This is a genomic window from Paenibacillus sp. KS1 (assembly GCF_001680695.1).
GTDB classification, from domain to species: domain Bacteria; phylum Bacillota; class Bacilli; order Paenibacillales; family Paenibacillaceae; genus Paenibacillus_B; species Paenibacillus_B suaedae.
Genome location: NZ_MAIS01000121.1, coordinates 1 through 12,557, shown reverse-complemented (window position 1 = coordinate 12,557; position 12,557 = coordinate 1). Strand labels below are relative to the sequence as shown.

Annotated in this window: 14 protein-coding genes and 1 pseudogene; all 15 read left to right on the top strand. The window is 42.5% G+C overall.

Annotated elements, in window-relative coordinates; genetic code table 11:
* Positions 1-223 (top strand): BMC domain-containing protein (locus BBG47_RS25555; protein WP_065294084.1); only part of this gene is annotated, 223 nt, incomplete at its 5' end.
* A gap of 251 nt (positions 224-474) precedes the next feature.
* Positions 475-1,653, top strand: coding sequence for a histidine kinase (locus BBG47_RS25550; protein WP_021255536.1), 1,179 nt, complete (start codon positions 475-477; stop codon positions 1,651-1,653).
* A gap of 4 nt (positions 1,654-1,657) precedes the next feature.
* Positions 1,658-2,413: a response regulator transcription factor gene (locus tag BBG47_RS25545; RefSeq protein WP_065294083.1), complete on the top strand. Its 756-nt coding sequence runs from the start codon at positions 1,658-1,660 to the stop codon at positions 2,411-2,413.
* Positions 2,414-2,563: 150 nt separating this feature from the next.
* Positions 2,564-3,640, top strand: a complete 1,077-nt coding sequence (locus tag BBG47_RS25540) for a DMT family transporter (RefSeq protein ID WP_021255538.1) — start codon at positions 2,564-2,566, stop codon at positions 3,638-3,640.
* 4 nt (positions 3,641-3,644) lie between these two features.
* Positions 3,645-3,932 carry a hypothetical protein gene (locus BBG47_RS25535; protein WP_065294082.1) on the top strand — a complete coding sequence of 96 codons (288 nt, stop codon included), beginning with the start codon at positions 3,645-3,647 and terminating at the stop codon, positions 3,930-3,932.
* A gap of 129 nt (positions 3,933-4,061) precedes the next feature.
* Positions 4,062-4,630: pseudogene (locus BBG47_RS25530) on the top strand (glycosyltransferase).
* Between the two features lie 225 nt (positions 4,631-4,855).
* Positions 4,856-5,425 carry an RNA polymerase sigma factor gene (locus tag BBG47_RS25525; protein ID WP_065294081.1) on the top strand — a complete coding sequence of 190 codons (570 nt, stop codon included), beginning with the start codon at positions 4,856-4,858 and terminating at the stop codon, positions 5,423-5,425.
* Complete coding sequence (locus BBG47_RS25520) at positions 5,418-5,882, top strand: hypothetical protein (RefSeq protein ID WP_065294080.1); 465 nt, start codon at positions 5,418-5,420, stop codon at positions 5,880-5,882. The genes BBG47_RS25525 and BBG47_RS25520 overlap by 8 nt, the downstream gene beginning before the upstream one ends.
* A 406-nt stretch (positions 5,883-6,288) precedes the next feature.
* The gene (locus tag BBG47_RS30150; RefSeq protein ID WP_175400641.1) at positions 6,289-6,639 is read left to right on the top strand and encodes a hypothetical protein; all 351 of its coding nucleotides are present in this window, start codon (positions 6,289-6,291) and stop codon (positions 6,637-6,639) included.
* A 2-nt stretch (positions 6,640-6,641) separates the two neighbouring features.
* On the top strand, positions 6,642-7,463 hold the full coding sequence (locus tag BBG47_RS25515; protein WP_175400640.1) for an amidase domain-containing protein: 822 nt from the start codon (positions 6,642-6,644) through the stop codon (positions 7,461-7,463).
* Between the two features lie 105 nt (positions 7,464-7,568).
* On the top strand, positions 7,569-8,243 hold the full coding sequence (locus BBG47_RS25510) for a hypothetical protein (protein WP_065294078.1): 675 nt from the start codon (positions 7,569-7,571) through the stop codon (positions 8,241-8,243).
* 594 nt (positions 8,244-8,837) lie between these two features.
* Positions 8,838-9,815, top strand: a complete 978-nt coding sequence (locus BBG47_RS25505) for a sugar kinase (RefSeq protein WP_065294077.1) — start codon at positions 8,838-8,840, stop codon at positions 9,813-9,815.
* 51 nt (positions 9,816-9,866) lie between these two features.
* Complete coding sequence (locus BBG47_RS25500; RefSeq protein WP_483310759.1) at positions 9,867-10,520, top strand: bifunctional 2-keto-4-hydroxyglutarate aldolase/2-keto-3-deoxy-6-phosphogluconate aldolase; 654 nt, start codon at positions 9,867-9,869, stop codon at positions 10,518-10,520.
* A gap of 181 nt (positions 10,521-10,701) precedes the next feature.
* On the top strand, positions 10,702-11,601 hold the full coding sequence (locus BBG47_RS25495) for a carbohydrate ABC transporter permease (protein WP_021255543.1): 900 nt from the start codon (positions 10,702-10,704) through the stop codon (positions 11,599-11,601).
* Between the two features lie 29 nt (positions 11,602-11,630).
* Positions 11,631-12,455, top strand: a complete 825-nt coding sequence (locus tag BBG47_RS25490) for a carbohydrate ABC transporter permease (RefSeq protein ID WP_021255544.1) — start codon at positions 11,631-11,633, stop codon at positions 12,453-12,455.
* Positions 12,456-12,557: the final 102 nt, after the last annotated feature.

The following is a 12,557-nucleotide window of genomic DNA, read 5'->3' as shown; positions in this document are numbered from 1 at the left end:
AGCGGACGCTATGGTCAAAGCAGCCAATGTTACCCTGATTGGCAAAGAGATGGTAGGCGGCGGCCTTGTCACCGTAATGGTACGAGGCGATGTAGGAGCAGTAAAAGCGGCAACGGACGCTGGTGCCGCAGCCGCACAGCGTGTAGGGGAACTGATATCCGTACATGTAATTCCTCGTCCTCACAGTGAAGTGGAAATTATTCTTCCCGCTGCTAAGCAATAATTTATATCGATGTTCTGCAAAGGGCCAAAACTCGGTAAAACGGGTTTTGGTCTTTTTATATTTGTCTGTAACAATCCGCTTGTCGAAAGCTTGTCGAAGTGGTGTATTTCTATAAATAGAGTTTGAGGAAAGAGGATGAACTATTTCCAAACAGTTTGTAAATTGCTATAATAGAGATATTATATTGTGAAAAATTTAGCATGTAACGTCTATTTTCCCGTTCATTTTCGGTGAAAGGGTGCAACGAGATTATGCTGAAAACCGATAGTCCGATCGCAACCAAAGTATACGCACGATACAGCGGCATCCTGTCTCTTTCCAAGTTCTCGCTGCTGCTGCACGATCACAATGGAGACGTTTTGCTAGAGTTCAATCCGTCCCCTGATTTCTGCAGGCATTTTTGTTGGGAGAATCCTACGCGACCTTGTGCAGATTATTTGAAGCGCTTTAATACCGGCGAGCAGGGGCGATTTGTTTGCTGTTACGGCCTGGAGAATATTTTGCTGCCTATTATGGTCAAAGATGAAGTTGTTGGCTTCATATCGGGGATGCAAGCGTATTCCCAGGAGAGGGAATATCAGAAGTATCTGATTAACACGGCGGAATTGGCTGAAATGAAGGGGCTGGATTTGGAAGTTGTCGCGAAGGCGATATCAGCTTTTCCAACCATTGACAAGGATAAAGCAGATATTCACGAGCAGCTGTGCCATCATATTGCAAGGAATATTGCGCTCGACATCGCCGAAAGCGCGCAGGACAACACAGGGATTATCAATCGTCTGTCTGCGGAAAAGGAAATACTGGAGAAGAAAGTGATTGACTTAGAAGCCAAAAATATGTCTCTCGTCATCAATCCACATTTTCTGTTCAATACTTTGAATTCCATTGCCCGCATCGCTTATTTCGAACACTCCCATACGACGGAGGAATTGATCTATTGCCTGTCCGACTTGCTGCGATACAATGTGAAGCAGGATGATCAGCTTCATACCATCGCATCCGAATTGGATAACATTGAGAAGTATTTGTATATACAAAAGGCGCGCTTCAAAAATCGCCTGCAGTATGAAATCATTGTTCCGAATGAATTAAAGGCTTATCGCATTCCGAATTTGGTGATTCAGCCTATTGTGGAAAACGCAGTCATTCATGGAATTACCCCTAAGCGGGACGGGGGAACCATTCGTCTGATTGCCGAAAAGTACAGAAATGATATCACCATTTCTGTTATAGACAACGGTAACGGGTTCTCACCGGAGGTACTCAAGCTCATTCATCAGCCGGACAGCAAAATCGGTGTTGGCTTCCGGAGTACCGACAGCCGTTTGAAGCGTTATTTCGGAGAAGAGTATGGGTTATCGATTGTGAAATCGGATTATAGCGGGAGCACGGTTAACATCCGCATCCCCACCCAACCAATTGCGAGGTGATGCAATGAGCGTAGTTATGTTTGTTGAAGATGAACCGATAGAACTGGAGTTTCTTCAATCCATCGCGCAGGAAATTCTGGGTGTTGAAGATAAGCTGCTTATTTGCGATACGGGTATGCAAGCGATTAAGCTCGCCAAACAATATCGGCCGGATATTATTTTTATGGATATCATGCTGCCTGAAATGGACGGAATATCCTCATTGCAGGAAATTCGCCGCTTTCTCCCCAATGCCTCCGTGACGATTTTGTCGGCCAGCTCGGATTTCTCCTATGCACAGGCGGCAATCAGTCTGCAGGTACACGAATATCTGCTTAAGCCTGTCAAGCCGGACAAATTGCGGCAATTGATTCGTAAGGGGCTGGAGAGGGCCGCTCAATCAGAAGAAGATGGTGTAACAGAAACTTATCTGATAGAATCCGCTCAAGAATGTCAGCGCTTTATTCAAGAAGCCGTCGATTATATTCAGCAGAATTACAAAGATAAGCTGACCCTGCAAATGGTAGCGAGTCATGTGTACATGAATGCTCAATATTTTAGCCGCATATTCAAAAGGGAGCTCGGCGTTACATATACGGATTATGTGAACAAGCTCAAGATTGCACATGCCTGCAAGCTGCTTGAGACTACCGGGTATCCCGCCTATCGCATCTCCACAGAATGCGGCTTTACCGATCCGTCTTATTTCAACCGGGTTTTCTATAAGCAAATGAAAATGACACCGAAGGAATACAAAAAAAGTGTTCTAGCTCGAGTGTGAAGACGCTTCAATAGATAGAATCAAGGCAACTCCCGTCCGACTAAATGTCGGGCGGGAGTTTTTTTATTTAAAGATGTCGTCCTAAAAGTACGAAAAGTACCAGATTGAAGAAAAAAGTGATTCAGGAAGTCCAAATAAGAGGTACGGTTAGTGACAGGCGAAATGGCCGCATTGCTTTACAATGAAGATACATCTACGAAGACAAATCTACTTAACAGAGGTGTATGGATGATGAAGGAAGCAGTGGCTTCGGCCGGCATGCTGAAACAAAAGATGAACAGTCGTTTCCGAAGAAATGGAATCGCTTACGGACTGATTTCCGGGTTAACGTTCGGCCTTTACAGTACCGTCGTTGCCCTGGCTATGATGAAGGAGCCTTTTCTGGGGGTCGTAGGAGCGTTTGCTGCGCCTATAGTGGCATCGGCGATCAACGATGCTTTGGCGGCGATCTGGCTTCTGATTTGGAACTTCAAGAATGGGATGATCAAAGAAATTGGCCGCAGTCTGGTAACAATACCAGGGTTGATGGTCGCAATTGCCGCGGTGTTTGGCGGTCCAATCGCCAACGGGGCCTATCTGGTTGGAATTGATATGGCTGGAGCGGCGGCTATTCCTATTTCGGCGCTTTGTCCGATGTTTGGTGCTATTTTCGCGCGAATGTTCCTTAAGCAGAAAATTGATAAACGGGTGGCCGTCGGCATGTTCATCTGTGTTATCGGAGCTGCGCTCATTTCTTATGTCAAGCCTGAAGGTGGCGTGGATAATTTCACACTAGGCATTATTTTTGCTCTGGTGGCCGCGCTTGGCTGGGGATTGGAAGGCGTATTTGCTACTTTCGGGATGTCTATGCTTGATTCCAATATCGCCATTACCATTCGCGAGGGCGTTTCCGGACTCGTATATATTGCTGTGCTGATACCTATCTTCAGCGCGACAGATCTCTTTACTTCCGTACTTGGCTCCGTATCGCCTATGCTCATTATTGCGGCTGCAGCCCTGTTTACGGCAATCTCTTTCCTGACGTGGTATATGGCCAATAGTATGGTTGGCGTTGCCGTCGGAATGTCGCTCAACATTACCTATGTACTGTGGGGGGTTGTCTTTGCTGCTATCTTCCTCGGTAGTTCGTTGACTCCTACAATAATTGCCGGCGCAGTTATTATTACACTTGGCGCGCTTTTAGTTTCGATGAATCCAATGGATCTGTTCAAGAAGAAGGAGGCGTAAGCAAATGCCATTGTTGCCGATTCGCTCCCGGGTGCTGCTTTTCATGTCTACTGTGCAGAAGGCAAATATTAATGATGCAATGGACGCTTTGAAAAACGAGTATGGTGGAGAACGTCAATTTACAAGAGCAAACTTTCTGGATCATATGCTGTCTTTGCAGGCTAACGGACTAATTGACGAGGTTCATTACGAGCTGGATGCTAACGGGGAATTATGTATGTACTATGCAATCAACGATGAGGGAATTCATACGATCAATAAATACTTGCCTAAAAAATGGACGCAAAAATAAGGACAATCTCTATCGGATTAATGAAAAGGATTTTTTAGACGAACCACGAAACCCGGCCTTAGGCCGGGTTTCGTCATATGTGCAGAGTCCTCGCTTAACTTAGTAACAACATCCGTACAGGCAAGTGCAATGGTGAACGAGAAGAAGGATTCGGTTTGCCTAAGTCCCAAAATGGTGCACTGAAAACCGATATGCAGAAGGTTTGGATCGACCATACGATATGGACGAGAAGCTATATTGTCAGCGCTATCTCGAATCGTCCTGACCAGAAGGACGTACTGGATCGGCTTTTACGGAACCAACAGGATATTGGAAATGTAATCAAACCTTATTACGGGGAAGCCGCAGGCAATAAGCTGGCTGAAATTCTAAGAGAACATATTTTAATCGCAGCTAAAATCGTAGAGGCGGCCAAAGCGGGCAACCAGGCAGATGTGAAGAAGCTAGAGGAAGACTGGCATAAAAACGCTGACGAGATCGCAAAATTTTTGAGCGATGCGAATCCGAACTGGCAGTTTAAAGAGCTTCAGGATATGCTGTATACGCACCTTCAATTGATTACGGAAATCGTGCTGAGCTGTCTCAAAGGAGATTGGAAAGCGGATATTGCAGCAACCGACAAAAACGAGATCCATATGATTCATTTAGCCGACATCCTGACAGAAGGCATTGTCAAACAGTTTCCCGAAAAATTTTAAACGAATTGCATTAGTGATTGCAGAGTAAAGCTTTTTATGTTCACCCGAAAGGGTAATTATAAAAAGCTTTTTTTCGTTTAATGAATCGCTAATGTAGCTATGGATCTAAAGCTTAAAAATTTTGTAATGAAGTAACTCTGCATATTAATGAACTTTATTTACATATAGTTCCAAATGGACTAATATAGAAAGTAATGAACCTATTTCAGAATGGCGGTTTGAGAGATGCTACTAATTCTTTTTTCAGTCATTGAGGAAGAAAAAGATCAGGATTTTTTAATCGATTTATTTTACCAGTATTACCCTCTTATGAGGAAGAAAGCTTACGAAGTAACCAATGATTACAATGTAGTAGATGATTCAATTCAAGACGTTTTCCTAAAACTGATACCCAAAACTCCCCTTTTACGAACCATGGAATATTGCAAAAGGACTTCTTACATCATTTATTCCATTAGAAACATGGGTGTCGATTATATTAGAGCAAAGGAGCGGCAGAAATTATTGGTCAGTACAGCACAAACCGAAGATATGATTAACCGTCTTCCCGACTCCCAACTGAGCGTAGAAGAAGTGATATTCAGGAGAGAAGACAGACAGGAGATGTTTAGTAAGCTGTCTAAGCTGACGGATCGCGATATAACTTTGCTCTATTACAAGTACAATATGGATTTGAAAGATAGTGAAATTTCCCGGAAATTGGGTATCCCTGTGAATAACGTTAGACAGTATTTAACTCGAGCCAGGCGTAGAGCATTGAATCTCCTGAAAAAAGAGGTGAGGGGGAGTGACTAAAAAAATTTCAGGGAGTCATCAAGCTCTAATGGATGAGTATGATGAATTACTGCTCAAAATGGCTTTGTCGAATTTTGCTGCCGTAGATGGAGAACAACTTGAAGCTGAAAATCGAGTATTGAAAGAGGATCCGTTTTTTCAACCATCTAAATCAGTTAGTAGGGATTTTGAGAAACGAATAAAGCGGGGGATTTTTCTTTGTAGAATTTTCAGTTTTTTTAATATTGTTTCGGTATTAAAGGCTGCACTGGGATTATCTATATGTTTAATTTCCATTCTTTTATCCATTGTGTCAGTGAAAGCTGTTAGAGTTCTATTTCTGAATTTACTTGTTACGCGACCACAACCCAGTCATTCCACTTCGGATTCCTTCTTACTCTCAAAGGACGGCGGCATAAACCTGCCAGAAGTAGATGGGCTGGTTGATGCTGTTCAATTCATTGTAGTGTCCTTTTGATAAAATCCAGATGTTCCGCAGTTTCACCTCCTTTCTCGTCCCGGTACCCTCGCTTTGAACTCACTATCGCGACATTCGATTGTCGCAGAAAATATTTTACTAATTTATGCAACAAAATACAAACTTTTCCCGTCCGATCAATCATAGGTACCAACAGTTTTGTTGAAATAAAATCTGAATAATTGTGTTGCACATATAAGCGTAGGAGCGTCTTTTTTAAGGTAAGGAGTTACATACAAGCGATTTTATACTCTTAGATTAGACTACTTACTAATATTAAAAGTGAGGAGTCGATGCTAGGCAAGTTATTCATTGTTTTTGTTTATCATTACCTGATAGCTACGACTGAGAGCAGATTGTCCGCGAACTAATGTGGTACAAATTAAAGGAAAGGAATGACGTATCATTGAAAAAGCTATTAACTGTTGCACTCATTGCAGCACTTGTCAGTAGTTTGGGTAGTTCTACTGTTCTAGCTGAGAGCAACTCGCCTTTGAGCCCTGTTGAAGATACTTTGCTATCATCTGATAAGCTTAATGATTTGAACGATAAGTCTTCATCGAATGTCTTAGATTTGTCAGCGGTTGAATCTTGTTTTTCTATGGCAAAAGATATTTTGAAAAATTATTATGAACGTATTGATCTTGGCACAGAGCAATCAGTACAGAAGCTTCATTTAATTATGTCGGAATGGAGGTACAGTCTGGGTTTGGCGAGGTATCGAATGTGGTATTTACCTATACTGATACGGGATTAACGATGTCCGATTGGTATATGCCAGATGACTATTATGATGAATTTGTCAGAGGATCATTGGATCATTCAAGTAACCTTACAATGAACTCTATTTTAGAAAGCTCCAATATTGCCGAAAAACAAACGGAACTTGAGCAAAAAATTACTGATTATTTCTCGGTTAATCGAGAACTTCCAGTAGAAATGACTAGTACAGGCGGGGTGGAGGCAACCAATCAAGTGATAACACCATTGGCTACCCTTGCTTCGTTAAATAAGACAGCCATAGCCAACTATGCAAAAAACAACAAGGCTAAAGATTCACCTGCAAGTGGCGGATCTAATGTATCTTATTACGATTTTTCTCAGATATCCGGAAATTGGGATTGTACTAACTTTGTATCTCATGCTTTGCTTGCTGGCGGCGCAATTCCCTATGACACAAATGGATCAGGTATTTCCTCTAAGGGTTGGTACTACAGAAGTCTGAGCAATCGTTCTTCATCCTGGTCAGGTGTCCCTAACTTGCATGATTTTCTGGTGAACAATACTACAAAAGGACCGGCTGGATCCGCAACTACTTACTCAACATTCAAATATAATCCTAATTCAGGTTACCCATATGCTATTGGAGATATCCTGCAATTCTATCTGAGTGGTTCATATAACAATTGGAGGCATTCAACTATAATCACGGAATACTACGAGACTAATACGGCTTTAGTTTTAGGAGCATTGGCAACCGGTCGTAGTGGAAAAGGTTCATATAATAATAACCAGAAGGCAGAAGAAGTCTATCCAGGTGATAGCAAAAGAGTTATCAAATTGTCTGGCTATTATAAGTAAAATTTGAAGAAGGATGCACATCACTTCAAACTATTCTTATAGAAGTGGTGTGCATCAATCCTAATGGCTGCTCCATGATCATTATTTTTTACGGGAGGGAAAAGAATGAAACGTGTTTGCCTGTTATTAGTGCTTATATTCGCTCTAAGTGCGTGTAATAATGCTGCTGGGAATACCGACGAAAAAAATACTCCTATGGAAGTCAACGTGAAGGTAGCCAAAAACACAGAAAATTCAACCATCACGAAAGAGAATACTTTGAAGAGTTCTCTCGAATTTTTAGCTGAAGATAAAAATGGTCTGTCTGTTTGGGATTATAAAACCGCTTATGAAATGTGTGAGCGTGCTCTGTCTGCATATTACAAGGCGATTTGGAACGGCACAGATATCAACTTGGATGCTTTCTTTGATAATAAAAGCCTGAAACAATATATGCAAAAGAAAGTTACTTCCCAGCATGAATTATTCCGTAAGAACAAACTAACCGATAATTTGGTGACAGATATCGATGTTGGTGCTAGAAAAGTGGAGCTTGTTGGTGAAGATAACCCTTATTTCTACTTCAAACTAGACACGCGCGTGAAAAAGGATGTAGGCAGCTTTGCAGAACCGACTGAATTTCTTGTACAGAACTTGAATGGAAGGTTAGTAATTTCGGATTGGTTTTCTAGTGGAAAGGATAGTTATGATTCTATGGTGCGTGGAGAGAACCAGGCCATTGATAACCCCGATATTTGGAACAATAATGAATGGGTAAAGAAACTGGAAATTAACCGCTAATTAGCGTCTCATCACCTCGCAGTATTCCATCCTGTACCATACGCTCTATGGTTAAGCACAACGAATCCATTCAATCCATTAACATAGTCCAAGTGTGGAGTAGTCAACTGGACAGGCATTCTCCCTTAGTTGCCATTCTGCCAGAGCAGAATACCCCATTCTACATGTCCTATGTAGAATGGATACACTTACGCTTATTGCAATTGGAGTCAGCTTCTTTAATTTCCATTTCACTTGGTGGCGATCAGAATTGTATTGGGTCATGTACTCATTGAGCGATTGCAGAGTAAAGCTTTTTATGTTCCCACAAGGGTAACTATAAAAAGCTTTTTTTCGTTTCATGGAGCAAATATAGAAATAGCTTGCACATTTCGATCCAAGCATTTGGATCGTTTTTTTTGTAAACATGTCAAATTCGTTTGCGAATGCACGAATATATGTCCTGTACCGCAAATTTCGACTGTGTATAGTTAAGACAATCATATTTATGAGCTTTGGATTAGAATGAACGATTCAATAGAATTAACCCATAAAATGGGGACTGTTATGGATTACCCATGACAGTCTTTTCATTAGCTAAGGGGAGGGAAGTCGATGAAGGATCAAAGTATGTCCCATATGCAAGCAAGCCCTGAGGTAGTTACCTTTGGGGAATCGATGGCACTCATGCTGCCGACGGGAAATAAAGGAATCGAATACAGCCATACGTTGGAATGCACCTTCGGTGGGGCCGAAACCAACGTAGCCATCGGTTTGGCTAGGCTTGGCATTCGTGTCGGATGGTTCTCTCAACTAGGCGAAGATCCGCTGGCGACGATGATGATCAAAGCATTGCGGGGCGAAGGCATTGATGTCTCACGCGTGAAGTGCACAACTGCTGCTTCAACGGGTCTCATGATGCGTGAACTAATAGCCGGACAATCCTCCGTTTATTATTTTCGGCGAAATTCGGCTGCGAGTCTAATGTCGCCTGATATGCTGGATGAGGCTTACATAGCAGGTGCTCGCATCTTGCATGTAACCGGCATTACGATGGCAATAAGTGAAACGGCATGTCAAGCTGTTATTGAGGCTGTGCGTCTTGCACGCAAGCATGGCGTTAAAGTCAGCTTTGATCCAAATCTGCGCCTGAAGCTCTGGAGCGTGGAGAAGGCTCGGCAATTCATTCTGCCTCTAGCGTCGGATGCTGACTATTTCCTGCCAGGGCTTGATGAATTGAAGCTTCTCTATGGTATTGACGACGAAAGTGCTTTGTTCGCGAAGCTGCATGAGCTTGGCAACGTATGCGTCGTCAAGGGCGGAGATCATGAAAACGTTTTATTACAGGGCGGAAAGGAAGCTAGAATTCCTTATTTTGCTGCTGATCACGTAGTAGACACCGTTGGTGCTGGCGATGCCTTCTGTGCCGGCTTCCTTAGCGGTTTACTAAGAAATAAATCCCTTGAGGAATCTGTTCGCATCGGAAACCTGCTTGGATCTATGGTGATCCAGACGGAAGGCGATTGGCAAGGTCTCCCGACAAGGGAACAGGTAGAAGCGAGGCTTAATAGAAAAGCGCATGTTGAACGTTAAGTCTAATGAATTTAGTACATAAATGAAAGGCAGGGAAGCAAATTGAAGAAAATGAGCATCATTAAACGGATTCATGAAGAAGGGGTTGTAGCGGTATTACGGGGAGAAGATTGGCAGCAGGTGGTTCGACTATCCGAGGAAGCCATTGCTGGCGGCATTAAGGTGATTGAGATTACAATGACGGTTCCATATGCGCTTAAGGCGATCGAAGAGCTTGCCAATCGGTATTCATGGAATCATCCTGATTCAGCTCATAATGCAATAATTGGCGTCGGTACGGTGCTTGATCCGGAAACGGCACGCCAAGCAATGCTAAGCGGCGCTGAATTTGTAGTGAGCCCTACGTTGAATCCAGATACGATTATGCTGTGCAATCGTTATCGCGTTCCAATCATCCCGGGCGTTATGACCATTCACGATATCCAAAGCGCTCTAGATTTAGGAGTGGATGTTGTAAAGCTGTTCCCAGGAAGTCAATTCCGACCTGGGATGATCAAGGATATCAAAGGCCCATTGCCTCACGCGAATGTAATGCCGACCGGCGGAGTGAATGTAGAGAACTTGGGCGACTGGATCAAAGCAGGTGCATTTGCGGTAGGAATTGGTTCGAATCTTACGAAGGAAGCCATTGAAACAGGCAATTATACACTCGTTCGTGCCAAGGCTGATCAGTATGTGAAGGCATTTAAGCAAGCGCGCAAATAAAATAATTATATGAAGCGTTCTCTTGATAGACTCAGAGAACGCTTGTTTTTTATCAAGTACATGAGCTGAGAAAAGTAAAATTCGTTTCAAAATGAACGTTTTTAGTTCTTATTTGCGACTTTCGTTCTTATTACAATGACACTATAGAACAAGACGTATTTTCTCAGAGGAGGAATAAGAAATGAAAGGTAAGAAATCACTAGGAATTAGCGCTAGAGAGACACTAGCTGGCTATATGTTTGTAGCCCCCTTAATGATCGGATTAATGGTCCTAACACTTATCCCTGTTGTGTGCTCTCTATTGCTGAGCTTTACGGAGTGGAATTTCGTAGCGGGATATGGTGCTATTAAATTCGTAGGCTTTGATAATTTTATTCGTTTGTTCCAAGACGATGTGTTTATACAAAGCTTATTGAACAACTTGGTCTTTATCATAACGGTTCCGATAACCTTGATCTTATCGCTGTTGCTGTCGATTCTCATTGACAAACATGTTTATTTCAAAGATGGATTTAAGGTTGTTTATTTTTTGCCTTATATCTCCAGTGTCGTTGCCGTCGCAATGGTATGGCAGGTTCTTTTCCATCCATCATTAGGTCCGGTAAATCAGCTGCTAATGTCATTTGGCATTGAGAATCCACCTAAGTGGTTGGCAGATATCGATTATGCATTGCCTTCCCTCATGATGATTCAAGTTTGGATTATGCTTGGCTATAACATTATTATTTACATTGCTGCGCTGCAGTCCATTCCGAAGGATCTGTATGAAGCGGCGGATATCGATGGCGCAGGAACATGGGTGAAATTTCGTCAAATCACAGTGCCAAATGTTTCACCAACGACCTTCTTCTTGCTAGTAACAGGAATCATCGGTTCCTTCAAGGTGTTCGATCTTATTCAAGTATTAACGCAAGGCGGACCTGCGAATTCAACAAATGTAATCGTTTACGATTTGTATGACACTGCATTCAATCAGTTGAAAACAGGCTATGCCTCTTCGATGGCGCTCATATTGTTCCTCATTTGTTTATTCATAACAGCCGGACAATGGATTGCCCAGAAGAAATGGGTTAACTACTAGAAGAGATCTAGAACGGAGGAACAATATCCATGAAAAAAATTTCGGTTTCAAAGATCATTTTCACAATGATTATGGCTGCTATAGGACTTCTATTCCTGCTTCCTTTCATATGGATGTTATCGACATCATTCAAGCCTGAGGCGGATGTCTTTACATTCCCAATTGAATGGATTCCGAGAAACTGGAATGCACTTGAGAACTATGCGGAAGTGTGGACAGGGAGCTTCGTCAAATATTATGCAAACTCGATTTATGTAACAGTGGCAACCACTGTGCTCAATGTATCTGTGTGCGCACTTGCGGCTTATGGGTTTTCCAAAATCCAGTTCAGAGGAAGAGATACGATGTTTCTTCTCGTCCTCGCGCTTTATATGGTTCCACCTCAAGCTTCATTAGTTCCGCAGTTCCTGCTCTTCCGTTCCTTACATTTATTTGATTCTCATCTTGGTCTTATCTTGCTGAACGGATTTAGCGTTATTGGTGCTTTCATGCTTAGACAATTCTTTATGAGTGTCAGCAACGAATATATCGAATCAGCCAAAATAGACGGGGCCGGACATGCGCGAAGCTTCTTCCAAATCGCGTTGCCGCTTATTCGTCCAGCCATCGCAACCTATGCGATCCTCAGATTTATTTGGACCTGGAACGACTATCAGTATCCGCTGATTTTCTTGAAAAGCAAAGAGTTGTTTACCATTCAGCTTGGAATCAGATTGTTCGGTGACCAATATGGAGATACGTATTCCTTGATGATGGCTGGTGCTGTGTCAGCAATCTTGCCGCTGGTCATTATCTTTATCATCGGGCAGAAGCAAGTTATTGAGGGGATTGCGCTCGGAGGCGTTAAGGGATAGAAATGTTTAAAAGGATAGAAGCACTACAATTAGATAGATAGTTAATTAGAAGAAATGAACCATTGCGTTCATTTCTCAGGCTGTCGAGAAAGTCTCGACAGC

Excerpts from the sequence above, each read along its gene's own strand:
- BBG47_RS25550 (WP_021255536.1), top strand. The coding sequence starts at position 475 with ATGCTGAAAACCGATAGTCCGATCGCAACCAAAGTATACGCACGATAC.
- BBG47_RS25545 (WP_065294083.1), top strand. The coding sequence starts at position 1,658 with ATGAGCGTAGTTATGTTTGTTGAAGATGAACCGATAGAACTGGAGTTT.
- BBG47_RS25535 (WP_065294082.1), top strand. The coding sequence starts at position 3,645 with ATGCCATTGTTGCCGATTCGCTCCCGGGTGCTGCTTTTCATGTCTACT.
- BBG47_RS25525 (WP_065294081.1), top strand. The coding sequence starts at position 4,856 with ATGCTACTAATTCTTTTTTCAGTCATTGAGGAAGAAAAAGATCAGGAT.
- BBG47_RS25515 (WP_175400640.1), top strand. The coding sequence starts at position 6,642 with ATGTCCGATTGGTATATGCCAGATGACTATTATGATGAATTTGTCAGA.
- BBG47_RS25510 (WP_065294078.1), top strand. The coding sequence starts at position 7,569 with ATGAAACGTGTTTGCCTGTTATTAGTGCTTATATTCGCTCTAAGTGCG.
- BBG47_RS25505 (WP_065294077.1), top strand. The coding sequence starts at position 8,838 with ATGAAGGATCAAAGTATGTCCCATATGCAAGCAAGCCCTGAGGTAGTT.
- BBG47_RS25500 (WP_483310759.1), top strand. The coding sequence starts at position 9,867 with ATGAGCATCATTAAACGGATTCATGAAGAAGGGGTTGTAGCGGTATTA.
- BBG47_RS25495 (WP_021255543.1), top strand. The coding sequence starts at position 10,702 with ATGAAAGGTAAGAAATCACTAGGAATTAGCGCTAGAGAGACACTAGCT.
- BBG47_RS25490 (WP_021255544.1), top strand. The coding sequence starts at position 11,631 with ATGAAAAAAATTTCGGTTTCAAAGATCATTTTCACAATGATTATGGCT.